26 protein-coding genes and 1 other RNA gene are annotated in these 25,359 nt (G+C 57.4%); 5 read left to right on the top strand and 22 right to left on the bottom strand.

The annotated features are described in order from the left end of the window. Positions 1–100: 100 nt before the first annotated feature. The gene (locus FMN52_RS02670; RefSeq protein ID WP_148607175.1) at positions 101–1,777 is read right to left on the bottom strand and encodes a long-chain fatty acid--CoA ligase; all 1,677 of its coding nucleotides are present in this window, start codon (positions 1,775–1,777) and stop codon (positions 101–103) included. Positions 1,778–1,965: 188 nt separating this feature from the next. Between FMN52_RS02670 and FMN52_RS02675 the strand changes: the two genes are divergently transcribed. Beyond that, positions 1,966–2,451, top strand: coding sequence for a MaoC/PaaZ C-terminal domain-containing protein (locus FMN52_RS02675; RefSeq protein WP_148607176.1), 486 nt, complete (start codon positions 1,966–1,968; stop codon positions 2,449–2,451). 45 nt (positions 2,452–2,496) lie between these two features. Here the strand turns inward: FMN52_RS02675 and FMN52_RS02680 are convergent, their stop codons facing one another. The 21 genes from FMN52_RS02680 to FMN52_RS02780 all read right to left on the bottom strand — a co-directional run bounded on the left by FMN52_RS02680 (position 2,497) and on the right by FMN52_RS02780 (position 21,700). Then, complete coding sequence (locus FMN52_RS02680; RefSeq protein ID WP_148607177.1) at positions 2,497–3,492, bottom strand: AgmX/PglI C-terminal domain-containing protein; 996 nt, start codon at positions 3,490–3,492, stop codon at positions 2,497–2,499. After that, positions 3,485–3,973 (bottom strand): biopolymer transporter ExbD, encoded by a 489-nt coding sequence (locus tag FMN52_RS02685; protein ID WP_148607178.1) that lies wholly within the window; start codon positions 3,971–3,973, stop codon positions 3,485–3,487. The genes FMN52_RS02680 and FMN52_RS02685 overlap by 8 nt, the downstream gene beginning before the upstream one ends. Continuing rightward, a complete protein-coding gene (locus tag FMN52_RS02690) occupies positions 3,970–4,500 on the bottom strand; it encodes a biopolymer transporter ExbD (protein ID WP_148607179.1) in 531 nt (176 codons plus the stop codon). The genes FMN52_RS02685 and FMN52_RS02690 overlap by 4 nt, the downstream gene beginning before the upstream one ends. 9 nt (positions 4,501–4,509) lie before the next feature. Continuing rightward, entirely contained in the window at positions 4,510–5,181 is a 672-nt protein-coding gene (locus FMN52_RS02695) for a MotA/TolQ/ExbB proton channel family protein (RefSeq protein WP_148607180.1), read from the bottom strand. Positions 5,182–5,194: 13 nt separating this feature from the next. Further along, the gene (locus tag FMN52_RS02700; RefSeq protein WP_148607181.1) at positions 5,195–5,545 is read right to left on the bottom strand and encodes a hypothetical protein; all 351 of its coding nucleotides are present in this window, start codon (positions 5,543–5,545) and stop codon (positions 5,195–5,197) included. Beyond that, positions 5,546–6,028, bottom strand: a complete 483-nt coding sequence (locus FMN52_RS02705) for a hypothetical protein (RefSeq protein ID WP_148607182.1) — start codon at positions 6,026–6,028, stop codon at positions 5,546–5,548. It lies immediately after the preceding gene. Continuing rightward, positions 6,018–8,825 (bottom strand): outer membrane protein assembly factor BamD, encoded by a 2,808-nt coding sequence (bamD, locus tag FMN52_RS02710; RefSeq protein ID WP_148607183.1) that lies wholly within the window; start codon positions 8,823–8,825, stop codon positions 6,018–6,020. Before bamD ends, FMN52_RS02705 begins: the two co-directional genes overlap by 11 nt. Next, a complete protein-coding gene (locus FMN52_RS02715) occupies positions 8,822–10,219 on the bottom strand; it encodes a hypothetical protein (protein ID WP_148607184.1) in 1,398 nt (465 codons plus the stop codon). Before FMN52_RS02715 ends, bamD begins: the two co-directional genes overlap by 4 nt. Before the next feature lie 6 nt (positions 10,220–10,225). Next, positions 10,226–10,774 (bottom strand): AraC family transcriptional regulator, encoded by a 549-nt coding sequence (locus tag FMN52_RS02720; protein ID WP_240339373.1) that lies wholly within the window; start codon positions 10,772–10,774, stop codon positions 10,226–10,228. A gap of 344 nt (positions 10,775–11,118) precedes the next feature. Further along, the gene (locus FMN52_RS02725; protein ID WP_148607185.1) at positions 11,119–12,297 is read right to left on the bottom strand and encodes a VWA domain-containing protein; all 1,179 of its coding nucleotides are present in this window, start codon (positions 12,295–12,297) and stop codon (positions 11,119–11,121) included. A gap of 34 nt (positions 12,298–12,331) precedes the next feature. Further along, positions 12,332–13,174, bottom strand: coding sequence for a MoxR family ATPase (locus FMN52_RS02730; RefSeq protein WP_148607186.1), 843 nt, complete (start codon positions 13,172–13,174; stop codon positions 12,332–12,334). A 17-nt stretch (positions 13,175–13,191) separates the two neighbouring features. Then, positions 13,192–15,363 (bottom strand): VWA domain-containing protein, encoded by a 2,172-nt coding sequence (locus FMN52_RS02735; protein WP_148607187.1) that lies wholly within the window; start codon positions 15,361–15,363, stop codon positions 13,192–13,194. 25 nt (positions 15,364–15,388) lie between these two features. Next, entirely contained in the window at positions 15,389–15,733 is a 345-nt protein-coding gene (locus FMN52_RS02740; protein WP_148607188.1) for a hypothetical protein, read from the bottom strand. Beyond that, positions 15,733–16,179: a YcgN family cysteine cluster protein gene (locus FMN52_RS02745; RefSeq protein ID WP_148607189.1), complete on the bottom strand. Its 447-nt coding sequence runs from the start codon at positions 16,177–16,179 to the stop codon at positions 15,733–15,735. Before FMN52_RS02745 ends, FMN52_RS02740 begins: the two co-directional genes overlap by 1 nt. After that, complete coding sequence (locus FMN52_RS02750) at positions 16,176–16,469, bottom strand: YcgL domain-containing protein (protein WP_148607190.1); 294 nt, start codon at positions 16,467–16,469, stop codon at positions 16,176–16,178. The genes FMN52_RS02745 and FMN52_RS02750 overlap by 4 nt, the downstream gene beginning before the upstream one ends. Beyond that, positions 16,466–17,623 carry an HRDC domain-containing protein gene (locus tag FMN52_RS02755; RefSeq protein ID WP_148607191.1) on the bottom strand — a complete coding sequence of 386 codons (1,158 nt, stop codon included), beginning with the start codon at positions 17,621–17,623 and terminating at the stop codon, positions 16,466–16,468. Before FMN52_RS02755 ends, FMN52_RS02750 begins: the two co-directional genes overlap by 4 nt. Before the next feature lie 31 nt (positions 17,624–17,654). After that, the gene (gene recR, locus FMN52_RS02760; protein ID WP_148607192.1) at positions 17,655–18,257 is read right to left on the bottom strand and encodes a recombination mediator RecR; all 603 of its coding nucleotides are present in this window, start codon (positions 18,255–18,257) and stop codon (positions 17,655–17,657) included. A gap of 31 nt (positions 18,258–18,288) precedes the next feature. Then, positions 18,289–18,612, bottom strand: a complete 324-nt coding sequence (locus tag FMN52_RS02765) for a YbaB/EbfC family nucleoid-associated protein (RefSeq protein ID WP_148607193.1) — start codon at positions 18,610–18,612, stop codon at positions 18,289–18,291. 3 nt (positions 18,613–18,615) lie between these two features. Continuing rightward, entirely contained in the window at positions 18,616–20,562 is a 1,947-nt protein-coding gene (dnaX, locus tag FMN52_RS02770) for a DNA polymerase III subunit gamma/tau (protein ID WP_148607194.1), read from the bottom strand. A 160-nt stretch (positions 20,563–20,722) separates the two neighbouring features. Continuing rightward, positions 20,723–20,819, bottom strand: an RNA gene (gene ffs, locus FMN52_RS02775) — signal recognition particle sRNA small type. A gap of 107 nt (positions 20,820–20,926) precedes the next feature. After that, positions 20,927–21,700 carry a 2OG-Fe(II) oxygenase gene (locus FMN52_RS02780; RefSeq protein ID WP_148607195.1) on the bottom strand — a complete coding sequence of 258 codons (774 nt, stop codon included), beginning with the start codon at positions 21,698–21,700 and terminating at the stop codon, positions 20,927–20,929. 118 nt (positions 21,701–21,818) lie between these two features. On the opposite strand from FMN52_RS02780, the gene FMN52_RS02785 reads away from it, so the two are divergent. From FMN52_RS02785 to FMN52_RS19940, 4 genes are all read left to right on the top strand, one after another. Then, entirely contained in the window at positions 21,819–22,742 is a 924-nt protein-coding gene (locus tag FMN52_RS02785; protein ID WP_148607196.1) for a D-hexose-6-phosphate mutarotase, read from the top strand. Continuing rightward, complete coding sequence (locus FMN52_RS02790) at positions 22,739–23,554, top strand: lysophospholipid acyltransferase family protein (protein WP_148607197.1); 816 nt, start codon at positions 22,739–22,741, stop codon at positions 23,552–23,554. The genes FMN52_RS02785 and FMN52_RS02790 overlap by 4 nt, the downstream gene beginning before the upstream one ends. Beyond that, positions 23,554–24,501, top strand: a complete 948-nt coding sequence (locus tag FMN52_RS02795; RefSeq protein WP_148607198.1) for an SDR family oxidoreductase — start codon at positions 23,554–23,556, stop codon at positions 24,499–24,501. Before FMN52_RS02790 ends, FMN52_RS02795 begins: the two co-directional genes overlap by 1 nt. A 238-nt stretch (positions 24,502–24,739) precedes the next feature. Continuing rightward, entirely contained in the window at positions 24,740–25,324 is a 585-nt protein-coding gene (locus tag FMN52_RS19940) for a DUF642 domain-containing protein (RefSeq protein WP_162525016.1), read from the top strand. Positions 25,325–25,359: the final 35 nt, after the last annotated feature.

Raw genomic sequence — 25,359 nt, forward strand, 5'->3', positions numbered from 1 at the left:
TCGGATTCGATTGGGCGACAGTCTATCGGGAAAGTCGGTTTCTTAAAAACGGAAAAACCCCGCCGAAGCGGGGTTTTTCTTGATCAACTGGCAGACAGGCTTACTTGTTGTTCGCCTCGTCCCGCAGTTCACGGCGCAGGATCTTGCCCACGTTGGTCTTGGGCAGTTCGTCACGGAACTCGAACTTCTTGGGTACCTTGTAGGCGGTGAGCCGCTCGCGACAGAATTCCTTGAGCTCGTTTTCCGTCACACCTTCAGCCGTCGGTACCAGGTAAACCTTGACGGCTTCACCGCTCTTCGCGTCAGGCACGCCAACGGCAGCACACTCAACCACCTTCGGATGACTGCTGACCACGTCTTCAATTTCGTTCGGGAACACGTTGAAACCCGAAACGATGATCATGTCCTTCTTGCGATCCACAATGCGGATGTAGCCGTCTTCCTGGATCAGGGCGATATCGCCGGTGCGCAGGTAGCCGTCCTCGGTGAAGGACTTCTGGGTGTCTTCCGGGCGCTGCCAGTAACCACGCATGACCTGCGGGCCTTTCACACACAGCTCGCCAGGCTCGCCCAGGGGCGTCTCATTACCTTCTTCATCGAGGGTTATGACCTGCGTGGACGGAATCGGCAGGCCAATAGTACCAATCTGAATGGCGCTATGCGGATTGAAGGTGACCACCGGGGAGGTTTCAGTCATGCCGAAGCCTTCGCAGATCTCACAGCCGGTGACTCGCTCCCACATCTTGGCGGTATCACTGGTCAGCGCCATACCGCCTGACGAGGTCAGCTTCAGGTTGCTGAAGTCCAGGTCCTGGAATTCTTCGTTGTTGCAAAGCGCAACAAACAGCGTATTCAGGCCAAGAAACGCGGTGAACTTGTGGTTCTTCAGTTCCTTCACGAAGCCCGGAATATCCCGCGGGTTTGGAATCAATACGTTGTGGGCGCCCGCCTCAAGCATAATGCCGCAGTTCAGGGTAAAGGAATAAATGTGATACAGCGGCAGCGGTGCAATCACCACTTCCTGCCCCTCAACCACCATGTCTTCCATCATCGGACGGGTCTGCAGGAGGTTGGCCACCAGGTTACCGTGAGTCAGCATCGCGCCTTTCGCCACACCGGTCGTACCACCGGTGTACTGGAGCACAGCAATGTCGTCCTGCTTGCACTCAACCGGGGTGAACTTCTCACGGGCGCCGGCACTCAGGACGGCCGGGAGTTTGTGCGCCTGGGGAATATTGAACGGCGGCACCATCTTTTTGACGTGCTTGACCACCGCATTCATCAGGGTACGCTTGAGCGGCGAATGCATGTCCGCGATTTCGGTAACAATCACGTGCTCAATGCCGGTATGGGGCAGTACCTTCTCTGCGTTCTCGGCCATGTTGGCCAGAACCACCAGGGCTTTGGCACCTGAATCGTTGAACTGGTGTTCCATTTCCCGCGTGGTGTACAGCGGGTTGGTATTCACTACAATCAGTCCAGCCCGCATGGCGCCAAAAACAACGACCGGGTACTGGCTGACATTGGGCATCTGCACGGCAATACGGTCGCCGGGTTTCAGGTCGGTCTTGTTCTGAAGCCAGGCCGCAAAGTTACGGCTCTGAGTGTCGAGGTCACGGTAAGTGAGAGTTGCGCCAACAGCACTGAATGCGGGACGGTCGGCAAATTTTTTGACCGACTGCTCGAACACATCCACCATGCTTTTGTATTTGTTCAGGTCCACCTCGCGGGGCACGCCGGCGGGGTATTTATCCTGATAGAACTGCTCAAAATCCATCACCATCTCCTGTTTGGCGCTTATGATTGTAATGATTTACCGATGTCAGGTTGTTCAAAAAATCAACCCTACAAAAGTATCAGCCTCAAAAAAGTGGGGAGAGAATAGCAGTTTTGTAACCGATGAGGTAGTTTTCGAGACCTTGACCAGAACACCTGTACTCAATTGACTATAGTGCGGAGCACTCGATGAGCGACACCCTTGATACCCTGGAAAATATCACTTACGACGAGCTGAACGAGGGCGATACCGCCACGTTTACACGCACCCTATCGGAAGACGAACTGGTCCTGTTTGCGGCGGTCTCCGGTGATGTAAACCCGGTACACCTGGACTCCGAATTTGCAGCAGGCTCCATGTTCAAGGAACGGATCGCCCACGGTATGTGGAGCGGTTCCCTGATCTCGGCGGCGCTTGCTACGGTGATGCCTGGTCCTGGCACCATCTACCTGGAGCAGAGCCTGTCCTTCAAGCGCCCGGTGAAACTGGAAGACACCCTTACCGTCCAGTTGAAGGTCCTTCGCAAAGAACCCAAAGGCCGGATCGTGGTCGAGTGCGACGTACGCAACCAGAACGATCAGCAGGTGGTCATCGGGGAAGCAAAAGTGATCGCACCAAAGGAAAAAGTGTCTCTGCACAAACCCAGGCTGCCGAAAATCACCATCGAGAACTGAGAACCAGGCATCGGGCAGCCCTCGCTGGCTGTCCGATTGTTTTCTTCAGCCGGGCAGGAAGTCTATCGGGAACCGCACCCTACGAGCCTCAACATTGTCAGCCCCGAAATTGAAAAGCCGAACCCGCATGGCAATCCGCTGCTCCAGCGTAGGATGCTCAAGCTCAGAGCTGACCACCTGACAGGCGGAAACTGAGCCATCCGGCTCAATCACCAGTTCCAGCAATACCTTGCCCTCGAGGGTGGGGTCCTGCCGCAGTTCCCGCCGGTACATCGAATAGAGTGCCGTTTTCTGGGCATCGAATACTTTTCGAATGTTACTCATTGTCCGTTCACCAACCGACGGCGCAGCCTCCGCCGGCTTGGCGGCCACTTCTCGGAATTCTTCCGCCGGGGCATCAACCGCCTTGACCTGGTGTTCAGCCAACGCGACGGTGGTTTCCGGCGCCGGAGCGTCTTCGACACCGCCACTTCCACTGAGGACTTGCTGAGAATCCTCGGGCGATTGGGTTACTTCAGTCGCGTCCGCCTGCGTATTGACCGCAAACTTCCGGGCTGGGGTCGTTTCGGGCGACCTGAGTGAAGCCAGTTTGTCTCTCATAGCCAGCAGCCCGGAGCGGGACGCTTTCTCCCGGGCTTGCTCGGTGGTCTGTTTCGGCTTTGGTAGGACCTGAGGTTCGGCTTCTGGTTTCGGGGCAGGCGCAGGGTCAGGCTCTACCTCGGCCACTTTCGGTTCCGGCTGCTTTGGTTTCTCTTTCGTCACTTCCGGTTCTGACTCAGGCTCAGGTTCTGGATCGGGCTGGGCCGGCTCCGGTGGCACCACCGGTTTCGGCTTCTCCACCAGGCGCGCCAGCCGGGGAGGAACCTTCTCCGCCTCGCTTCGCTCAATCTCCGGGACCTCCAGCATTGGGATCAGGAACGCCGGGGGCAAAAACAGCGTAAGCATCACCAGTACGATAGCCGAGAATCTTCGACCCTCGCCGAGATCACGACTCCATGGCAGCCCCGAACCACCCACAGAGGAATATCCGTTATCAGCCATTGCGGACCTCCCCTTCAACAGCCAGCCGCACCTGCCGATATTGCTCATCCACACAGGTCTGCATGACCTTCCGAAGCAACCGGTAATCGGTATCCCGACCCGCCATAATGGTCACCTCAAGCCCCTCCTCGGGAATTTGGGACCAGCGGTTTCGGCGCCATGAAAGCTCTTCAGACAGGCCAGCGATATAGGTGTCGCTCGTCTCAATGCCCTCCAGTCTTGCCACTTCACTGCCCTGGACCAGAATGGCATTGCCCGTCACCTGGACTGTCAGGCTCTCAACAGCCTCCTGTTGAGCCGTGGACTTTGGCAGTGGCACGTCCGCGGTGTTCTGCATCACTTTCACATCCGAGGAATTCACCATCAGGAAAAACACCAGGATGGTAAAGATGTCCATCAGCGAAACCAGGTTCAGGCCCCCTGGCTTGTGCATCCGGCCGTAATGCCGACGTATTCTTTTTGCCTTGCGAGACGTTTTCATGCGCCCTCCGCTCGTTCGGCGCTGCTGCTTGCTGCAAGCTGTCTGTCCTCGGGCGCATCCATCAGGGAGACATCAGGAAACAGCTCCCCTTCAACCACGCTGGCCGCAACCACCGCCGGATAAGAACGGACGGTATCCATCGCCGTGACCAGCGTCTGGTAATCAATGTCCGGTCCGACTTCCAACACGACGTCGGTTTTCTCCGGCACCCGGTTTTTTATCTGCCGTAGTACCTGACGAAGGTTCGCGAAATCCTGCCCATGCTGGCCCACCGGCAGCACCCGGATCAGGCCGCGGTCGCTGTCGGCAATCTCGATACCTTCGGGAATCAAAGTAACCACGAGCCGGAACTCCTCTGGCTCCGGCGCCTGCCCGGATTGCATACCCGGAAAATTCAGCTCAATCATCCGGACCTGGCTGAATACCATGCCAAGCAACAGGACGGGTACCAGCACAATCATGAGGTTGAGAAAGGCGGTGATATCCAGCTCCGGCGATGCATTTAACCTGCGGTGACGGCGTCTCATGGCATGGACTCAGGCGGCGGATGAGCGGGCGACGTTGCCCGCAACAGGGCTGGAACCGGGATCAGACACAATGTTCAGCAATTTCACCCCGGCCATTTCAAAACTATCCACAATCTCGTTGGTCCGGGTCTGCAGTACCGCATGAAACATGAGCAACGGAATGGCCGACATCAGGCCGAAGGCCGTGGTGTTCATCGCCACGGAAATACTTTCGGACAACAGGCTGGCTTTCTGGGAGGGGTCTGCCGCCGCTACGGCGGTAAAAGCGGCAATAAGACCAATAATGGTTCCCAAAAGGCCGAGCAGTGTGGCGATATTGGCCAGGGTCGCCAGGTACTGGGTGCGTTTTTCCAGGCGCGGCAGCACTTCCATCAGGCCCTCTTCCATGGCGTATTCAATATCCTCCCGCCGGCTGTTGCTAAGCAGCCGGCCAATGCCGGCTCCCATGATCGAGGCAATGGCACTGTCGGAGTTGGTGGCAGCTTTCATGGCCCGCTGATAATCGCGTTTCCGAAGCAGCGGCAGGATGCCTCGCTCAAAGGCAATCCGGTTACGCCGTCTCACGGCAGAGAGATAAAAGAACCGCTCCAGAGTAATGGCCAAACCCAACGCCAATACGACAGCGATGGGGTACATGAAGGGCCCGCCTTCCTGGAAAAAACGTACGATGGTATCCAGCATGATTGTTCTCCGGTTATTGCTGCTCAGTGACGGCTGAGTCTCCGAAGGGACTCAGGATCAGAGGATTAAGGTTTTCGCGAAACAGACGATGGCGCTCCAGGGCGACCGGATCAGCCGGCCGGACCAATTCCGGCGCCCGGTCATTCAGATCTGCCCTTGGTCGTCTTGGCAGGGTCGGCGCTTGCCAGGGCAGTATGTAAAGTACCCGGGGCTCGTCTTCGCCAAGACTTGCAGACAGGCCCTCAACACTGAGTCGGACAGTGTCGCCCTGATCCGCGTGGGCCTGGTTGAGGAACAGCACCTGAAGGCCCACGAACATCAGTGCGTTAACAATAACTCTGGCGAATTTCCGCGTATCAACCATTTACTCCAGCCTCCGTTCCAGGTCCGCAATCCAGCCGGCCACCTGCTGGTCGTCTTCTTCCGTCAGCTCCCGGTAGCGGTGGTAATGCTCAAGGGCGATTTCCAGGTCAAGCAGATAAAGCTCGGCGATCACGGCCAGGTTGAAATGCAATTCCGCCACCTCCGGTGAATGGCTGATACCTGTTTCCAATAGTTTGGCCGCTTCGGCAAACCGGTACTGGTCCTTCAAGACCAGCGCAAGATTGTTCACGGTCACGGCATTGGTCGGGTCCAACTCCACGGCTTTGCGCCAGGCTTTCACAGCGGCACCTTTGCGACCTTCTTCAAAAGCCGCCCGGCCTTCCTTTTCATAGTTTGCCGCCAGTTCCGGATCGGTCTGGACCGGTGCCTCTGGCTGTCGGACTTCCTGCCCGGCACAACCGGCCAGGAACACCAACAGCAGTGCCCAGAGCAGCCCTGTCCTCAGCAACGGTTTACACGCCATCGTTAGACTCCATGTTCCAGCTGAGCCACTTGACACTCCGCTCGTAACGTCCCGGGTGCAGTTCCGCAAGAACGCCAAGGCTTCGCCCGATCCAGGCGTCATAGCCCTCAGATGTGATCCGGCGGTGGTTTGCAGTGTGCAGTTCAATGGCCTTCTCTTCGAACGGATAAGCCTCTTCCTCCAGCAGCATCTGGTACTGCATGGCCTCGAGCTCATTCAGGTCCGCAGGTGCGGCTGAGGACATCAGGTCCTTGGCCAGCCCACGGTAGAGCTCTGCCCTGCGGAACAACGACTCAGACAAAACGCGCTCGCCGCCCAGGGCTTCGGCATCCAGGAATCTCTGTCGCGCGGTCTCCAGCGCCTTCTGCTTGCGGTCCAGTGATTGCGCCAGGGGCTGACTCAGGCTGATGCTGGTAAACGCTGCAGCGGCACGGGCACCAAGCACCAGCGAAGACCGGGATGCCCACTCAAGTGTTGCGGCACTGTGCCAGGCGCTGTCGAGCTCTGCCTGGACCAGCGCTTGCCGCCAGCCATCCGGATCGTCACCGGTTTCTACCAGGCGATAGCGAAATATCTGGAGCTGCTCATGCTCAGATCCGTCGCCGGCCTTTGGGCCGGTTGCAAGGTAATCCCTGTACAGAGCATTCCGCTCTGCTAGATTTCCGGCTTCACTCAACAGTTCCGCAGCACGTAGCTTAAGTTGCCAGGGATTGGCATGATTATCAGCGGCCTGGAGCAATTCTGATGCCGCCTGGGTCGGTTGATCGGACTGCATCCAGGCGTGTACCAGCTTCTCACTGATACCCGCCGCCAGCTCATGCTGAGGATGGTCGGTGCGGAACTCCTGCAGATCGACAACAGCGGCTGTCCAGTCTGATGCCTTGAGCAACGTGTTGGCGGCGTCATAGCGTGCCCGGATGGCGATTTCCGAGCCGGGTAGCACTGAGTCAACCCGCCGGAAATGGCCCACAGCCTCTGCGAGCCTGCCATTCGATGCTGCCACTTCCCCCTGGCGATAGACAGCCGTCGCCAGTTGCCCGCGAATGGCAGCTAGCTGCTCGCCTGTAACGCCTTTGATCTGATCGCTTTCGGCCAGATCCAGCGCCTGATTCCAGGCACGTTCCGCCAGGCCATAGTCGCCTTCTTTCTGACGGATCCGCGCCGTTACCTGCCATGCCGCGTATTGCTCTTCCGGCGATGCCACCCGGGCGGTAAGAACCTGCGAGGCGTAATGCAGTGCCAGCTCATGATCGCCGGCCGTCAGCCACCGAGCTGCCAGATCTGCCATCAAGCCAGAACTTCGGGTATCACCCGAAAATCGCCCGGTAAAACGATTGGCTTCGTCTGAAAGGTCCTGCAGTGCAGGTCTGAATGCGGGCGTCTTCGGCTGTTGGTTGACGCCATCCCTCAACAGGGTGACGGCAGCCCAGGCAGCATCAGCCGCCTCACTGTAACCGGGCGCTTCATAGGCTGCCTTGCGAAAGTTCGCCAACGCGTTCCCAGCATCCCCTGCCTGCAGGCGGGCATCACCGGCCAGGCGCAAGACCTCCCCAGTCCGACCGACACGCGACGCCAGCCCTTCATAGTAAACGGCCGCCCGTGCAAAGGCAGACTCGGCACTTGCCACCCGGCCCCGTTCTACAGAGCGGGTGCCGAGGTCGTAGTGATAATCTGCCAGACGCCTGCTGTAACTACGCCACTTGTCCTGCTGGTCCGCATTCAAGTTAGCGTAGGCGGAATCCTCGCTATAGCTCTCGACGAATCGGGCGCGGGCAGCACGAACCCGTTCAGCGTCACCCGCCGCTTGCCAGACATCCACCACCTGCAAGCGGAAGGCGGGGATGGAATGATGATTGGGGGAATACTCAATGAACGCTCGATTGGCGGCGACACTCGATTTGGTCTCGCCCAGAATGGCGTAGTAGTCCGCGAGCCGGTCGAACAGAAGGTGCTCCCAGGGGCGCGGGCGCTCAATATCCAGCCACGAAATGAGGGTTTGCGGCCCACTATTTCGGGCCGCCATCAATGCCAGAACCCGGAAGGTGTCGTCGATGGTATCAACACTGGATTCCCTGACTGACTCGAGGCTTTGCTCCTGTGGCAGGAACTCATCAAGAACCTCGACAAAGGTTGCTGAAGCCCGGTCCCACGCAGACGGCCCCTGTTTGAACTGGCTCCAACCAAGCATGTATCTGGCTTTGGCGCTGAATTCTCCGCTGTCGTCGGATTCAATCAGTTGCCGGTAGCCGCTCTCCGCCTCAGCGTATTGACCAGCGGCAAAGGCGGATTCCGCCAACCGGAACCGGGCCTCCGGTACCAGAGGCGATTCCGGGTACAGCCCCACCAGCTGTTTCAACCTCTGGATAGAAGGTTCCTGCTGCCCGGTCAGGGCATGAGCCTTGGCCATCTGGTAAAGCAGCTCATCCAGCCGCCCGCCGTAAGAGCCCCGCGCCAGAATGGACTCGTAACTGCTGATTGCTTCGCTGTAGACCTGCTCTTCTTCAGCCGGAGACAATCCAACATCTTCCCCTGACCGGTCCCGGATATTGCTGAGGCGATTGAGGGCATCAATCCGCACCTCCGGCTCGTCGGACGTCCTGAACAGGCGGTGATAACGGCGGGCAACTTCCGAAGGCGAGATTGCCGGCATAGGCCTGCTTTCAAAGGTCAGGAAAACCGGACGCATATCTCCGATGGTTTCGCCGTCCCGGCCGAGCTCCACACGGAAGGATTCCTGGGCCATGGCCGGCGCAACCATGAGTAAGCAAAGACAAAGGCTGTTTATCGACCGGATCATGGCTGTGCTTCCTCCAGGTTCTGAAGGGCGAGATACTCATACAGGTGGGCAATCTGCTGCTCGGTTTTGTCCAGTGCGAAGGCCATCTGCTGGTCCCTGGCTTCGACATAATTCAGTGCCAGGTCGTCCAGCGCCGCCTCAGACGCTCCAAGCAACTGACGAACAGACGCTGACAGCGCATCGTTGCGCTCTTTCAGTGCCATGACTGAGCGACGTAACCGTTCCAGGGTTCCCGATTGCCCTGAAACGTTACTCCGGACCTGACTCAATCGGGTCTGGGCGTCTTTGAGGGTTATCTGGAGAGCCTCGATAGGGGCTTGCTGGCCAGGCGCTGCCTTATCCGCAACGCTTTGCAACCGTGTAGCAAGCTCTTCCCCCCGCAAAGAAAGGTCGGCGGTGCTTTGCTCGGTGTCCTGCTGATGGATGCCGATCAGCTGTTCTGTCAGAGCTTCCTGAAATACCTCCAGATCGTGACCGTAGCGTTCAAGTTTTACCGCCATAGAGCGAAGGGCTGCCACCCTCCCCGTGGCTCTCTGGGCATTCGGGTCTTCCATAAAACCCAGAAGGTAGGCCATCCGCGGCTGGGTCAGTGTACGGCTGTCGGCCAAGAACCAGTCGATTCCGGTTTCCCGGGCATCTTCCACCAGGGTTTTATAGGCCCCCTGTTCCCGAATCTTTCCGGCCAGTTTGCGAAGGGTGACCCGCTCACTCTCGAACGCAGCGTTGGCGGCAAGGTAGGCTTCTCCGGCCTGTCCGAGGTAGCCGGAAAGATCGTAGCCACGCCCCATGCCAATCCAGGCGTCGGCAACCCCGGGATACGCCAACGGATACTTCCTGGCCCGGTGCCAGCTCTGCATGGCGGCCCGGTGATTGCCCTTCTCTGCCAGGGCCAGGCCATGAAGGTAAAGCGCCCTTGGCGTGTTAAAGCTATCGAGATCGACCTTCTCCAGAAAACTAATCGCCTTATCGAACTCTTCGTGCCCGTACGCAAGGTAGCCCGCGCGCACCAGCAGATTATTCTTCAGGTGCTGACTGCGCTCGGAGTCGGCATCACCGTCTGACATGGCTAACGCCACCCGCAGAGCAACCAGCGCCCTGGCCGGGTTGAGATCGGTTTTCGCATAATCGCTGGCAAGATTGAGGTAACCCAGGGCCGCCCAGTAGCCCTCTTTCATGCCGGCCAGGATTCGCCCGGCCTCATCAGTACGGCCCGCGGTTCGTGCCTTTTCGGCATCTTCATAAAGCGCTTGCTGTCGGCCATCCCCAAGATCGACGCCGACTTCTCCGGCCTGCCGGAATTGCTTGAGACCAGAAAGCACATCCTCCGGCGTGGCCGCCACGGATAAACCGGAAACAGTCAGAGGCAACACAAATAGCAGGACCCGCAAAATCATGGCGGCCTACTCCCACTCCACGAAAGAAACCCGAGGCTCGTAATCGGGCGCCCGGGCTTCAAGGCTCATCTGCAAACGGAGCTCGCCGGGGCGTTTTCTGAACCGATGGGTGGATTCCCTCCGCACAAAATCATCATCGGCAGAGCGGGCAGTAATAACCGTTTTCAACTCGTGCTCGCCGTTTTCCAGGTTTCCGGTGAACAACTGCTGGATTCCGCCGCGCTCAAGCGATGCCCGCTCTCTATCTGAATACAGGTGGGAAGCCACGGGCTGGCCATTGACGAACAGCTCGACGGAATCAAGATCCAGGGCATCCCGGCTTTGAAGTGTCAGAAAAACTGCCAGACGGGTATTGGCTGGATGCAGAACCTTCTGTTCCAGGGCGAATACGCGCTCGGAATGGCTGGCGACCTCGGCCCTCAGGCGTTCGAGGTCCTCGTCAAGATCGGCGGCGGCTGTAGACGCAGCAGCCAGCAATGCCAGAACCAGTGACCCGATGGCGAATACCCTGCGGTGTTTTATCCGGCGCCTTTGTGGTTGTTGTGTGCCGAACATAAGCCTCCTGCCCTTTTGCTTCTGTAACCCTTGCAAACTTCTGTAACAGAACGGCAGAAAGCGTAACACTTGGTAACCGCCAAGAACGGTATCCAGGTCACCAAATGAGAAACGCGAGTCGGGCAGGTGAAGAAAGTTAAAAGTGTCGAGTTATTTGACGGAATTCAGGGCGGGAGACAGTTTGCAGTTCAGGATTCGCACCATCGGATTTTTAAACGACTGTTTTAACAGCTTTTAATCCAACTGGCCCTGTATTTGCTCACTGGAAAGCGGCGGGAGTGCCTTCAGGCAACCCCGCTTGATATGCCGAGCTTTGCCGATGCCCTCAACCGCATCGGCTTTTTTTATTTACTCAGCTGCTTCATGGCCGATTCAAGACCTTCGACGGTCAACGGGTACATGTGATCATTGACCAGTTGCTTGGTCATGCCCAAGGAACCGCCATTACCCCAGTAACTCTCCGGCAACGGATTGATCCACACAACCTTGCGGAAGTGTTCCGATATGCGCTGGAACCAGGTGGCGCCGGCTTCCTCGTTCCAGTGCTCGATTGAACCGCCGGGATGGGAAATTTCATAGGGCGCCATCGTCGCGTCGCCGACAAAGATCACTTTATAGTCGGGAGTGTACTTGTGAAGAATATCCCAGGTGCTGGTGGTTTCATTCATCCGGCGGATATTATTCTTCCAGACACTTTCATAGACGAAGTTGTGGAAGTAAAAATATTCCATGTGCTTGAACTCAAGCCGTGCGGCCGAGAACAGCTCCTCACAGACACGAACGTGTGGGTCCATGGAACCGCCCACATCGAAGAAGATCAGCACCTTCACGGCGTTATGTCGTTCGGGCACCATCTTCAGATCCAGATACCCGGCATTGCGAGCCGTCGAACGGATCGTATCGTCCATATCCAGCTGGTCCGCCGCACCCTGGCGGGCGAACTTCCGCAGCCGGCGCAACGCCACTTTGATGTTGCGGATGCCCAGGGTCACGCTGTCGTCCAGATCCTTGAACTCGCGCTTTTCCCAGACTTTTACGGCCCTGCCGTGGCGACCTTTCTTCTGGCCGATCCGGAAACCCTCCGGGTTGTAGCCGTTGGCGCCGAATGGTGAGGTGCCGCCGGTTCCAATCCATTTATTGCCGCCGGCATGACGCTCTTCCTGCTCCTCCATTCGCTTCTTGAAGGTCTCGATCAGCTCCTCTAGGCCTCCCAGAGAATCGATCTTGGCCTTCTCTTCCTCAGACAGGTGCTTCTCGAACTCCGCCCTCAACCAGTCGTCCGGAATCAGGGCTTCCAGCAGATCGTCGAGGTTTTCGATGCCTTCAAAGTAGGCCTGGAAGGCACGGTCAAACTTGTCGAAGTGGCGCTCGTCCTTGACCAGGCAAAGACGGGAGAGGTAATAGAACTCCTCCATATCCGCAAAGGCGAGCCGCTTCTGCAGAGCCTCCAGAAGATCCAGAAACTCCCTCAGACTGGCAGGCACCTTCGCGCGCCGGACTTCAAGAAAAAAATCAATCAACATAAAACGTGACTCTTGCCAATGATCTTGCCGAGAATCAGCTGCGGCGACGGGCCATGAATGCGAGCTTCTGCAACAGGTGCACATCCTGCTCATTCTTCACCAGGGCACCGTACAGAGGTGGCAACGCCGAGCTGGTATCTTTCTCCTGCAACATTTTTGCCGACAGCTCGTCAGCCATCAGCAGTTTCAGCCAGTCAATCAACTCCGAGGTGGACGGCTTCTTCTTCAGGCCCGGGACCTTGCGCACATCAAAGAAGACTTCCAGGGCATCGCGAACGATTTCCTGCTGCAAACCCGGGAAGTGCACATCCACGATATTCTGCATGGTGTCGTGGTCCGGGAAGCTGATGTAGTGGAAGAAGCAACGGCGCAGGAATGCATCCGGCAGCTCTTTCTCGTTGTTACTGGTGATCACCACGATCGGGCGCTTCTTTGCCTTAACCAGCTTCTGAGTCTCATAGACAAAGAACTCCATCCGATCGAGTTCCAGCAGGAGATCGTTGGGGAACTCGATGTCCGCCTTGTCGATCTCATCGATCAGCAGAACCACCTGCTCGTCGGCCTCAAAAGCCTCCCAGAGCTTGCCCTTTACGATGTAGTTGCCGATGTCCTTGACCTTTTCATCACCCAACTGGGAGTCCCTCAAACGGGAAACTGCATCGTATTCGTACAGCCCCTGCTGGGCCTTGGTAGTGGACTTGATATGCCATGGAATCAGTCTCATACCCAGGCCGGCGGCCATTTCCTCCGCCAGCAGGGTTTTCCCGGTGCCCGGCTCGCCCTTGATCAACAGCGGGCGCTGAAGCGCAATTGCTGCGTTGACGGCCATTTGCAGGTCATCGGTGGCTACGTATTTCTCGGTACCGGTAAACTTCATGCTCTGGTTCCTGTTGGTTACTTTTTCTGGTCTTTCTGATCAGGCTTCTTCTTCGGATCGTCTTCGGGCAATCCGGACTCGCCCTGATCATAATCGGGTAAATCGTCGAACTCGGACAGATCGAAATCCTCAAGCCCGAACTCTTCCTCGTCATCATCTTCCAGCGCGTCAGCGTCGGAGGGGTCGGCGACATCCTCAAGCTCCGGGATCTCTTCGTCTATATCCTCGGGCTCCTCCTCCACAGGCGTATCCGCTACCGGAATATCCTCTTCCGACTCTTCGGCCGATTCAACCTCGGGTTCCGCAAGCGCTTCATCTTCCGCTTTCAGAGTGGCCTCATGCTCATCAATGACAGCCTCCAGTTCAGACATATCGTCCTCTGGTGCCTCTTCGGTGACCTCCGGAATCTCCTCGACTTCGTCACTCTCGTCAAGCTCAAGGCTGTCATCTGGCTCAAGGCTGTCATTCGGTTCGAGACTCGCCTCAGCGTCCGGTTCAGTCGTTTCCTCCAGCTCGGCGACAGGCTCTGGTTCGGGCTCCTCCTGCAGATCCTCCAGCGTTTCGCGCTCGGCGGCGGCATCCGCCTGCTCCTGCTGGCGTTGTTTCCGCTGGCGAAGTGCAAACCACACCAGGCCTCCTATCACCACGAGACCACCGCCTGCTGCGCCATACATCCACAAAGGCATGGCGGAGGCAGTTGAAGCTTCTTCCGGCTCCTCCGTTACCGGTGCGGGCTCCTCGGCCTGACTCACATCGATGGGCGATGCAATCGCCGGTTCAGGCTCGGATTGCACCGGCTCGGACACTGGCGATTCCGGCTCAGACTGCTCGGGGGCCGGTTCCGGCTCGGTTACCTCAGGCTCCAGCGACTCCGCTGGCTGCACAACCGGCTCTGTGCCCTCAGGTACCGTAAACCCGACGGTAGCGCTGAACTTTCGGCTAAAGGTCTGGCCATCGGCGACCACATCAAAGGTGTAGAGGCCTGCAGCTGGCAAACCACTTACGGCATCCCGGTAGGTGCCATCTTCCGGCGGCTGCTCACCGGACAATACCTTGGTTCCGCTCCTGCCATCTTCCGAGGTGATGCTGAGGCTGACCTCAATCACACCCAAGAAGTCCGGATTGGTAATTTTCTCCTGCTCCTCGAAAAAGCCAACCCTGATATTGAGCGGCTCCTCCGACGTAAACGTGGGCGGCAAAGGATTGACCACCATCCGGAGATCACTGACCACCGTTACCCGGCTGCCCTCACCCAGTTCGCCATTGATACGCCACTGCCCGGCCAACGGCTCATTGACCGTAATCAAGTCATAACCGGCTTCCCTTGCCCACCGGACATTATTGGGGAATTGAGAGAGATTCACGACCTGTTCGTCCGGGCGAACCACTGAGAGCTCACGGGTCGCAGAGGTTTCTGACTCGCCCCAAAAAATCAGGGCGGTAAATTCTCGAACGCCCTCATCGACAGTGAAGCCGTTGCCCTCAATAGGAATCTGCTCCTGGGGTACGGCCGTGTTTAATGCCTGCAGGAACGCCAGATTCAGTGCATCTGCCGTATCGGCCACCTGGAAACGGCCGCCGGATTCAGTCGCCAGGGCTTTCAGAAAGTCGGTATCGGCAGCTTCGGACAGAGCTACCGGGTGGAACGTGGCGCCCCGTTCTATGAGGTCCGCAACAATCGTGTCCAGAATCCGATTTTCCTCTGCCGTATTGGCCGCCGGATCCTCGGAGATATCGACCTTGCCATCAGTCAGCAGTATAAAGTGGGTGCGACTCAGATCGCCGTCAGTGAAATAGTCATCGCTTGCGGTCTCAATCGCCGCACCAAGGTTGGTTCTGAGGGCGACCGAATTGATCTGCGCTGAGCGCTGGATGGCCATATCCCGCCATTCATCGGTCACCTCCCGGTGTGGCACCAGCATGTTGACGTACTGCCCAAAGGTCCAGACACCAGCCGTGGCACCCTCCGGCAACAGCCGGGCCAGCAGACGGACGGCGGGCTGGCGCAGGTTTTCCGGATCGGTGTCTTTCATGGATCCCGAGATATCGACAATGATCCGCACGTCCGACTGCGCTGGCAGTTGAACGTCATCACTCTCCTGGGCGTTAAGCCCGGCTGGCAGGCTGAGCGCGACGCAAAGTGCAAACAGGCCGAACCATCTCGATGTAATCTCTCTCAAGGCATCCATCCTTTTCTTCTTTTAGTTTTTCACATTACTTGCGAACGAGACGATACCGAACAAGATCCAGCACCCAGACCAGCAGCATCACCAATCCTGCCAGACCGAGATTGAACAGCGCCCGGCCTGAGGCGTCCGCATCGCCAAGAATCATTTCGTAGCCGCCAAACAGCCAGGCCGGTATCCACCAACCGGCGAGGTCCGGTGATTCTACCGGGGTAAGCAGCAAAGCCACGAGAGCAGCAAGAATCAGGGTCCGGACCCCATAGAAAGGAAGGAAACGAATCAAGCTCTTCATCATGTAAAAGAACACGACAAAAGCAATGGCGTAGGCGGCCCAGAAAATCCCGTAGGCCAGTTGTGCATCAGTATCAATCATTACAGGATCCAGTGAATGATGTGTTCTTCCCAGTCTTCTTCCGGCACCCGGTCCTCTAAAACCACCTTGTGACGGATCGAAAAGCCTGCCTCGTGCACCGAGTTCGGATCTCCGCTTCTCAGAGGATGCCAGTCGGCCAGCGGCCTGTCTTCAGCCAACGTCCGGTAGGCGCAGGTATACGGCAACCAATGGTAGTCGCTGACGGTATCCGGTGTCAGCACTGTGCAGCCCGGCACTTTCTTCAGCCGTTCTTCATAGACGGTGCATTGGCAGGTTTCCTCGTCCATGTAACGACACACCAGGTCGGTGTGGTAAACCTCACCGGTGTCTTCGTCTTCCAGTTTGTTCAGACAACACTTCCCACAACCGTCGCAGAGGGATTCCCATTCCGCCGGCGTCATTTCATGCAGGCGCTTACGCTGCCAGAACGGAACCTGGGCAATCATTGATTGCGACGATCCAGCGTGCGCTTGAAGTCCACCACGTAACCCTCCTGCTCTTCCGGCATCTGCAGAAAAAAGTCTTTCTCACCGATGGCTTCCAGAACCTGTTTTCCAGTGGTTCTTGCCAACCTCCGATCCGGTGTCAGCACCAGATCCATGGAATGAACCGGTTGGCCGAAAATACCCCGAAGGCTTTCGGGAAGCTCTTCCCACTTCTGTCCGCGGCGAACAAAAAGATAGGTATCATTCTTTTTGCTGCTCCGGAAAACAGAGACAAATTCCCGCTCTTTCATGACTTCAATAATTCCTCGATATCAGCGCGAACCGGCGCGAGAATCTGCGCCCGCCAGCCCTGGAAAAATTCGTGTTGCGCCAGGTCCGGATGCTGCACAACCTTTTCAAGACGCTTTCTCGGCGCGAGCATTTCCATTGGAATATCAGCATCTTCTGCGGCCTTCCTGAAAAGCCGCTTTAATTGCTTGAAGAACCCCTGCTGATCCCGGGACAGTGGCGGTGCAATCCTCTCAAGGGAGGAATTATCCGCGGTCGATCCCCGGCTAACAAGCTCAATCAGGGTATCGCCGTAACGACGAACCGCACCCGACGGCAGCCCCTGAATGTTGGAAAGCTCCTTTGGGGAGCCTGGCAGCCTTTCCGCAATGGCGATCAATAAAGCATCGGCCAACACGCGGTTTCGGGGCCGGTCCCGCCGCTGGCATTCCAGCTCCCGCCAGCGCACCAGTTCCCTGAGCACCCCCTGTTGCTGAGCCGAAAGGGTCCATCCACCCCGAAGTTTGAGGTAGTGGTTCTCCGGATCTTCCTGCCCCGCCAGCTCATGGGCAAAACGTGCCGATTCCTCAACCAGCGCCGCCTCCAGTCCGCGATGGCGCAATAATTCGCTGACCCATTGGTACATGGGCTCAAGAAAACGGATATCGTCAATCGCGTAGCGCTGCTGGGCATCGCTTAACGGCCTTGCCAGCCAGTCAGAACGGGTGGCGGACTTGTCCAGGGTCTCGCCGAACAGGGTTTCCACCAGTCTCGCGTAACCCAGGGAAAACCCGGCTCCAGCCATCGCGGCGCCGATTTGAAGATCGATCACACCGGCAGGCTGGAGATTGAGCCACTGGCGAAACAGTTCCAGGTCTTCGCTCATTGCGTAAAGGAGCTTTGGCGTATCCGGGTCCGCCAGGACTTCCCGGAAACGTCGGGATTGTTCGGCAACGACAGGGTCCACCAGGCAAAAGTCACCATTAAGGCCCAGTTGAACCAATCCGGGTATCGGGTAAAAGGTGTTTACCCGCTCAAATTCAGTGTCCAGAGCCAGAGGCTTGCCCGGTGCGCGATCCAGCCATTGGTCCAGCGCTTCCGGCTCGCGGATCCAGTGAATGCTGGCCGGGGCCGGGGGAACGTCAACAGCCGCAGCGGACTGGGCGGAAATATCCATAAACGGGCCTGGTAGGGTTATTCGGTCAGGTTCAGTCGGACAGCGGCTTACGGCCGCGGAATGCGTGAGTCAGGGTAAATCCGTCAACATAGCCCAACTCTCCACCAACGGGAATGCCGTGGGCCAGCCGGGTAATCAGGATTCCCTGGCCATCAAGACGATCGGCGATGTAGTGGGCCGTCGCCTCGCCTTCCACGGTCGGGTTAGTCGCCAGGATCAGTTCCGTTACACCCTCATCGCGGATACGCTTCAGCAGGCGTTCGATACCAATTTCTTCCGGCCCCACGCCATCAATGGGTGAAAGGTGCCCCATCAAAACGAAGTAGCTTCCCCGATAGTCACCAGCCTGCTCAATGGCCAGAAGATCCGAGGGACTTTCTACCACACAAAGGGTGCCGGTGCGCCTTTGAGGATTTTCACAGATGCCGCAGATTTCGGTGTCCGCGAAGTTCTGACAGCTTTCGCAGCGCCGGACACCGTTCATGGCCCGGCTCAGCGCCTCGGAAAGCCGGGTGCCGCCGGAACGGCCACGTTCCAGCAAATGGAAAGCCATGCGCTGGGCAGTCTTCTGGCCAACTCCAGGAAGGCAACGAAGGGATTCTACAAGCTCATCAACCAAGGGGCTGAACGCCATGAAAGGTCCTCAAACGACTGCAGGATAAAATTCAGAACGGCATCTTGAAACCGGGCGGCAGGCCCATGCCCGACATCATACCGGACATCTTCTCTTTCTGATTTTCCTCAACGCGCCTTACGGCATCGTTCACCGCGGCTGCCAGAAGATCTTCGAGAATATCCTTTTCCTCAGACATCAGAGATGGGTCGATGTCCACTTTACGAACGTCGTGACGGCCATTCATGGTGACTTTGACCAGCCCGGCACCGGCTTCGCCCGTCACTTCTGCCTTGGCGATTTCTTCCTGGGCCTTCTGCATTTCTTCCTGCATCTGCTGGGCTTTTTTCATCATGTCGCCCATATTGTTCATCATATCTTATCTCCTGCTTGTTTCTGCCGGCCGGATACTTTCTTCGACTACCCGGGCCTCGAATCGTTCAACAATAGACTTTACGACCGGATCCTGGTGAATGGACGCCTCCGCCGCTTTCTGGCGCGCCTTTCGCTGTCGCTCCTCGTAGGCAGCCGGGGTGTGCGGCCCGGGATCGCCCTGCTCTGTACGTAACTGAATGGAGTCGCCAAAGCGGTTTCTCAAGGCAGCCAGAATTTTTTCCTCATGCCGGCTGTTCAACAGCCTGGCGTGCCCCTCATCGATGGTCAGAGTGATCACATCGCCGTCCCGCGCCATGGCGCCGTGACTTGCGAGATTACCGGGCATACCAACAATGCCAAGACTCCGGAAGTCGCGGTGCCAGACAAACTCGCCCTCCGGTTCAGCAGTAGAGTCGGCCACTGAATCTCGCTCTGGCTCAAGCTCTGCAAAAGCTGGTTCCGGAGCCGGCGCGGGCTGGACAGCCGGCTCGGCGGCAACCTCAGGCGCTGGCTCTTCTGTAACAGAGGCCTCATCACTTAAAGGATAGCTCTCTTCATACTCTCCAGCCGCCTCAGCCTGGGCATCCAGACTTGCCAGCCAGGATGCGTCCTCTTCCACCAAGGGCGGAGCCTCCTGGGGCTCCGGTTCAGGTTCAGGTTCAGGCTCTGGCTCTGGCTCTGCGGGAACGTCGATGGTCTCTTGAGCCTGCTGCGCCGCCGCTTCCGGTGCCGGCTCAGAGCGTGGCGGCTGCGGTTCGGGCTGTTTCAGTGCTGTCTGCGGTGTCGGCGCCGGGTCGGGCTCATCCCGAGGCTCCGAGGCAGTCGTCTGTCCACCCGAGCTTATTGCGGGCGGCTCGCGCCGGTCAGCCCCGGGGCGGAAGGCAAGCATCCGGAGCAGGGTCATTTCGAAACCCATCCGGGCATCGGGCGTAATGGTAAGGTCTTTCCGACCGATCAGCGCAGACTGATAGAAAAGCTGGGCATCCTCGGCGCTGAGCTTGCGTGCCAGGGCCTGGACCTGCTCTGCATCACCAAGGGCGTTATCGGCACTGCCCGGAACCACCTGCTCCATGGTAACCCTGTGAAAGAGCGATAGCAGATCGGCAAGGATCACACTGTAATCGGGCGCAAAGTCTGAAATCCGGCTGATCTCCGCCAGCAAGGCCGGGCCGTCGCCTTCAGCGAGGGCATTCACAATGCGCTCAATATCCCGCTGATCGATCGTGCCCAGCATATTGCTGACATCACTGGCCGACAGCTTCTGGTTGCCAAAGGCGATGGCCTGGTCGGTCAGGCTCAAGGCATCGCGCATACTGCCATCGGCGGCGCGGGCCAGAAGCCACAGAGCCGGTTCCTCGAACGGAATCTCCTCGACACCCAGCACATGCCGGAGATGACCTGCGATGTGCTCTGGGGTCATACGTTTGAGGTTAAACTGCAGACACCGGGAAAGCACAGTCACCGGCAGCTTCTGCGGATCGGTGGTGGCCAACAGGAACTTGACGTGTTCCGGTGGCTCTTCAAGGGTCTTCAGGAAGGCATTGAACGACTGATTGGTCAGCATATGCACCTCGTCAATGAGGTACACCTTGTAGCGGCCACGAGTGGGCGAGTACTGGACGTTATCGGTCAGTTCACGCATATCATCGACGCCCGTCCGGGACGCGGCGTCGATCTCGATCAGGTCCACAAACCGGCCTTCCTGTATCTCCTGACAGCTGGAGCATTCACCGCAGGGATTGGGAGTAACACCGGTTTCGCAGTTCAGGCAGCGGGCAAGCAGCCGGCCAATCGTCGTCTTGCCTACCCCACGGGTCCCCGTGAACAGATAAGCGTGATGGAGACGCTGGCTTTCCAGGGCGTGAATCAACGCCTGGAGCACGTGTTCCTGGCCCACCATGTCCTCGAAGGTGCGTGGGCGCCATTTACGGGCAAGTACCTGGTAGCTCATGTTCCGCCAACTGCAGTGAAAAACGGGTTTAACCTTAGCATGGACACAGAGTTATAAGAAGCAGAGTTGATCCCGAATCAGAGAGGAAAAGGTAGCTCTATCAGCGAGGTATCGGAAGAAAATGAGGATGTGCATTGCGGGAGAGGAAAACTGGGGGTGACTCCATCAGCGACACCCCGGCACACAATTCCACCGCTGCGGCTGCTCCCTTCCGGGCCTGACCGGGTTCACGGTTTCATGTTGCGGAGGCACCAATGGAGCCACCATAACGGCGCTTCAGGACAATTCCCTGAAAGCGGCGCGCATATTAGCAAAAGGGTTTGCACACTACAATGACAAATCAGCACGCCCGCCGGTATCCGCCTTACAAGGGCAGCGGCACCTCATCCTGGCGGAACCAACAGGCCAGACTGTAACGGGTTCGGTTTGCCGGCAACACCTCGTGAGGAACCTCTTCGCTCATGAACAAAGCCATGCGCCCTGCCTCGGGCAACACGGTCCCGCATACTTCATGGTCGTTGTCTCGATTAAACACCTGAAGGGCTCCGCCGTCGGAGGACTGCCAATCTTCGTTCAGATACAACACCAGGCTCACCACTCGAGACGCCCTGCCCCGAAAGCTGTCCAGGTGCTGTTTGTAGAAATCACCGGAGTGGTAGGTCGCATAATGGGTTTCGAATCGCTTCAGGCCCAGAAACAGCCTCTGGTTCAGCCCCTCGCGAATCACTTCGAAGAATTCGAACAACGCAGCCTGAGGCGCCGTGACACCCTGCAACCAGGCGATCTTGTCGCGCCGCACCGAGCGGTCGCGCACCAGATCATTGCCGCGCCCGATGCCGGCTTTTTTCATGGCATCGGTACGATCCAGAATCTGCACTTCCTGCTTCAATGCCGCCAGCAGGTTATCGCCCAGCCTGGCCCGGACGTCCAGCGACATCCAGCCATGCTCGCTCAACCCCAAAGCCAGTTCATCCAGCCAGGCCTCGGACACAGGTTCGCATCGATCCTGCGCCTGGCCCATTGACTCCACATCACTACCCGCTACAGCGTCCTGCGCCTTATGCAAAGGCATGACCAGGGGATCATGAACAGACGTCTTCAACGGATTATGAAGAAGCGCAATTACCGGCGTTTCCATGGGCGGACCTCGTACGCAATTTGAGCGTATTTTAGGCGTAATTCTCGCCCGAGCGGCAGTTTTAATTTACTCTCTGTGTAGGCAAATACACTTAACCGGTTTCACTCAGTAGATAACCATGTCAGAAAGCAGTAACAGGCCACCGCTCTCACTTTCGCCGGGCCAATGGTCCTTCACGCGCTGGAAAACGATCGGGCAACTGGAAGCCCTTGAGGTACACCACCCTTTGTTCCAGGCCACCCTGTTTCTCCAGGGCGCCCACCTGGCAAGCTTCAAGCCCCAGGACGAATCTGACTGGCTTTGGATGAGCCCAACCGCTCGATACGAACCTGGCCGCGCCATCCGGGGCGGCATTCCGGTCTGCTGGCCCTGGTTCGGCGATCCCGCCCGCAATGCACCGGAAGTGCGGAAACGGATCCAAACCGACAAAGCCCACGGATTTGCCCGCACTGCGCTCTGGAAACTGGAGGATGTCCGGGAAAACGCACACGAAGTGGAAATCAGCCTTTCCCTGGATGCCAATGAAGATTTCAGCGATATCTGGCTCGGCCATGCGCTCGCCCTGCTCACTTTCAGCTTTTCCATCCGGGGCTGCCAGCTAGCGCTGACCACCACAAACCTGGGCAACGATCCCCTCGCCTTCACCCAGGCACTACACACGTACTTGCCCACCAGCGACATAACCCGCACTCGAGTGCTGGGCCTCGGAAACAGCCAGTACATCGACACGCTGGATAATTGGGAATACCGCAACCAGGAAGGCCCCGTGTATTTCGCCGGGGAAACTGACCGGATCTACGAAAGTGGCGAAACCCTCTCCATTGTAACACCCCAAACTGGCCGCAAGCTCTCCGCCGTGGGCAGCGACTCGACCGTCGTCTGGAACCCTGGTCCTGCGAAAGCGGCAAAGCTGTCGGATTTTCCGGATACGGCCTGGCAGTCCATGCTGTGCGTCGAAACCGCCAATGCCGCCAGCGATTATCGGGTGCTCAATAACGGGCAAAGCCACACATTAGGCGTATTCATCGGAAGGAAATCATGAGCCTGGCATCGTTTCTCAAAACCCGACTGGTTCCCGCGGAACTGAACGAACACATCAACCGCATTCGCAAACCCATCGGGAGCCTGGGCTACGACCCCTGGGGCTACAACAACGAAGCCATGAAATACGGGCTTTCGCTCACCAAACAGATTTACGAGAAGTATTTCCGTGTACAGGCGCACGGCGTCGAGAACATCCCCGCGGATGGGCCAGTGCTGATTATCGCCAATCACAGCGGGCAGCTACCCATCGACGGTCTGCTGATTGGCTATGCCCTCGCCTCGCGGGAAAAAGACGCCCGTATTCCAAGGGCGATGATTGAACGCTTTTTTCCGACCGTGCCCTGGCTGGGCAACTTGTTGAATGAAGTGGGCGCTGTGCTCGGAGACCCGGTGAACTGCGCCAAGATGCTCGCCAACGATGAAGCCGTCATCGTGTTCCCCGAGGGCGTGCGCGGCTCCGGAAAACTCTACCAGGACCGCTACCAGCTCAAACGTTTCGGTAACGGCTTCATGCATCTGGCCATGAAGTACAAGGCACCGATCGTGCCCGTCGGCGTGGTGGGCTGCGAGGAGACCATCCCGGCCATCGCCAACATCAAGCCCCTGGCAAAGGCCCTGGGCATCCCCTACGCGCCGGTGGCCATGCCCGTGGTGCTGCCGGCAAAGGTACACCTGAACTTCGGAGCGCCGATGTACTTTGACGATCTGGAAATCCCGGAAGAACAGGTCACCGAACGGGTGGAGAAGGTCAAGGCGGAGATCAGCCGGCTGATCGACAAGGGACTGAGCGAAAGGAAAAGGCTTTTCTGATGACCGAACAACGCAGACCACACATCCTGATTACCGGCGCCGCCGGCGCCCTCGCCCAACAGGTCATCGAACAGCTTCGGGATACCTGCGACCTGGTCGCTGTGGATTTCCGGGAACAGGTCTACCTTGGGGACGACATTCCCAGCTACTGCATCGATTTCAACAAGCGGGTATTTGAGGATCTGTTCCGGCGTTACCAGTTTGATGGCGTGATTCATATGGGCCGGATCATGTCCAGCCAGCTCACCCGTATGCGGCGCTATAACGCCAATGTACTGGGCACCCAGAAACTACTGGACCTGAGCCACAAATATGGCATCAAGCGGGTGGTGGTGCTCTCGACGTTTCACGTCTACGGAGCCGTGGCCTACAACCCCGCACTCATTGATGAAGCAGCCCCGCTCAAGAGCGCCGGACTCAGCGCCGATCTGATTGACTCCGTGGAACTGGAGAACCTCGCTAACATCTACCTTTGGCGCTACCCGGAACTGAATATCACCATTTTGCGACCCTGCAATATCGTGGGCCCGGGCGTGCGCAACACCATCAGTACCCTGCTGGCCAGCGAACGCGCTCCGGTGTTGGCGGGCTTCTCTCCGATGATGCAGTTTATCCATATCGATGACATGGCCGATGCCATTGTCCTGGCGTATAAAAAACCGACACGTGGCGTATACAACGTGGCGCCGCAGGACTGGGTGGCCTATCAGCACGCGCTCAAGCTTTGTGGCTGCAAACGAATTCAGGTGCCCTCTATTCCACCAATGGTTCCGAAGATGATACTCGGCACATTGAAGTTGAAGAGTTTTCCGTCTTACCTGATGGCATTCTTCAAATACCCGGTGGTGATTGACGGGCGGGCGTTTGTTAATGAATTCGGGTTTGAGCCGAAGCGGCCGCTGAAGGAGATATTTCGGTTTTATCGGGAGAATAAGAGGCCGGTTTGATTCAAGCTGTTAAGTTTTCAATACAGCACCCTTAAAAAGCGTCCATATTTTTTACACAGGTGAAATCAGCCGCATATTTTATATCAGAACTTCAACAGCTTAACAATCATGGAACGAGCTGTGCTTAAACCCTTCCGTACGACTATTTGTTAAACCAAAAAGGAAGGTATGGATCATGTCCAATTTTAGAAGTATCGGGACTGCTGTTGGTCTGACAGCTCTGCTTGCTGCTCCAATGATGGCATCAGGCAACCTGCTTACAAACGGAGGCTTTGAAACCTCCCCGGCACTCACGCAGGCGTCGGGCGGATGGGGGTTTTTCACCCCTGACCAAGTCGCAGGCTGGGACAGCGAAACCAATAATATCGAGATCTGGAAGTCGGGCTTCAATGGCGTCAATGCCAACGAGGGCGGGCAGTTTGCAGAGCTTAATGCGCACCCCGAAACAGGCAATGCGTTCACTCTGTTTCAGGATATCGTTACCAACATCGGCCAAAGCTATGAGCTGACTTTTGCTTATAGAGCCAGGTCAGGTTCTGGCGCAGAATCTTTTAACGTTACTGCAGGGGACATCAATGAGGGCGGCCTGAATCAGGATATCGCCAACACAAGCGCAAGTGACTGGACCATTTTCTCCAGCATGTTCACAGCTTCAGGAGAATTGACCAGGCTTATGTTCACCTCTGTCAATCCGGAAACCCAAACCCTGGGTAACTTCCTTGACAGCGTCTCTGTTATTGCAAAGGTTCCAGAGCCAGGTTCTCTTGCCCTTCTCGGTCTCGGGCTGGCTGGACTCGGTCTCTCACGCAGACGCAAGAGCTAATTAATGTCATAAAGAACAAATAGCCAGCGCCTGAA

This window comes from Marinobacter sp. BW6, assembly GCF_008107725.1.
GTDB lineage: Bacteria > Pseudomonadota > Gammaproteobacteria > Pseudomonadales > Oleiphilaceae > Marinobacter.

Coding starts and splice junctions, on each gene's coding strand:
- FMN52_RS02695 (WP_148607180.1), bottom strand. CDS start 5,181: ATGCTGGATACCATCGTACGTTTTTTCCAGGAAGGCGGGCCCTTCATG.
- FMN52_RS02720 (WP_240339373.1), bottom strand. CDS start 10,774: ATGTTCGGCACACAACAACCACAAAGGCGCCGGATAAAACACCGCAGG.
- FMN52_RS02690 (WP_148607179.1), bottom strand. CDS start 4,500: ATGAGACGCCGTCACCGCAGGTTAAATGCATCGCCGGAGCTGGATATC.
- FMN52_RS02765 (WP_148607193.1), bottom strand. CDS start 18,612: ATGATGAACAATATGGGCGACATGATGAAAAAAGCCCAGCAGATGCAG.
- FMN52_RS02715 (WP_148607184.1), bottom strand. CDS start 10,219: ATGATTTTGCGGGTCCTGCTATTTGTGTTGCCTCTGACTGTTTCCGGT.
- FMN52_RS02750 (WP_148607190.1), bottom strand. CDS start 16,469: ATGAAAGAGCGGGAATTTGTCTCTGTTTTCCGGAGCAGCAAAAAGAAT.
- FMN52_RS19940 (WP_162525016.1), top strand. CDS start 24,740: ATGGCATCAGGCAACCTGCTTACAAACGGAGGCTTTGAAACCTCCCCG.
- FMN52_RS02725 (WP_148607185.1), bottom strand. CDS start 12,297: ATGTTGATTGATTTTTTTCTTGAAGTCCGGCGCGCGAAGGTGCCTGCC.
- FMN52_RS02735 (WP_148607187.1), bottom strand. CDS start 15,363: ATGGATGCCTTGAGAGAGATTACATCGAGATGGTTCGGCCTGTTTGCA.
- FMN52_RS02745 (WP_148607189.1), bottom strand. CDS start 16,179: ATGATTGCCCAGGTTCCGTTCTGGCAGCGTAAGCGCCTGCATGAAATG.
- FMN52_RS02705 (WP_148607182.1), bottom strand. CDS start 6,028: ATGGCGTGTAAACCGTTGCTGAGGACAGGGCTGCTCTGGGCACTGCTG.
- FMN52_RS02780 (WP_148607195.1), bottom strand. CDS start 21,700: ATGGAAACGCCGGTAATTGCGCTTCTTCATAATCCGTTGAAGACGTCT.
- FMN52_RS02740 (WP_148607188.1), bottom strand. CDS start 15,733: ATGATTGATACTGATGCACAACTGGCCTACGGGATTTTCTGGGCCGCC.
- FMN52_RS02680 (WP_148607177.1), bottom strand. CDS start 3,492: ATGGCTGATAACGGATATTCCTCTGTGGGTGGTTCGGGGCTGCCATGG.
- FMN52_RS02790 (WP_148607197.1), top strand. CDS start 22,739: ATGAGCCTGGCATCGTTTCTCAAAACCCGACTGGTTCCCGCGGAACTG.
- FMN52_RS02730 (WP_148607186.1), bottom strand. CDS start 13,174: ATGAAGTTTACCGGTACCGAGAAATACGTAGCCACCGATGACCTGCAA.
- FMN52_RS02785 (WP_148607196.1), top strand. CDS start 21,819: ATGTCAGAAAGCAGTAACAGGCCACCGCTCTCACTTTCGCCGGGCCAA.
- FMN52_RS02755 (WP_148607191.1), bottom strand. CDS start 17,623: ATGGATATTTCCGCCCAGTCCGCTGCGGCTGTTGACGTTCCCCCGGCC.
- bamD (WP_148607183.1), bottom strand. CDS start 8,825: ATGATCCGGTCGATAAACAGCCTTTGTCTTTGCTTACTCATGGTTGCG.
- FMN52_RS02685 (WP_148607178.1), bottom strand. CDS start 3,973: ATGAAAACGTCTCGCAAGGCAAAAAGAATACGTCGGCATTACGGCCGG.
- recR (WP_148607192.1), bottom strand. CDS start 18,257: ATGGCGTTCAGCCCCTTGGTTGATGAGCTTGTAGAATCCCTTCGTTGC.
- FMN52_RS02675 (WP_148607176.1), top strand. CDS start 1,966: ATGAGCGACACCCTTGATACCCTGGAAAATATCACTTACGACGAGCTG.
- FMN52_RS02670 (WP_148607175.1), bottom strand. CDS start 1,777: ATGGATTTTGAGCAGTTCTATCAGGATAAATACCCCGCCGGCGTGCCC.
- dnaX (WP_148607194.1), bottom strand. CDS start 20,562: ATGAGCTACCAGGTACTTGCCCGTAAATGGCGCCCACGCACCTTCGAG.
- FMN52_RS02700 (WP_148607181.1), bottom strand. CDS start 5,545: ATGGTTGATACGCGGAAATTCGCCAGAGTTATTGTTAACGCACTGATG.
- FMN52_RS02795 (WP_148607198.1), top strand. CDS start 23,554: ATGACCGAACAACGCAGACCACACATCCTGATTACCGGCGCCGCCGGC.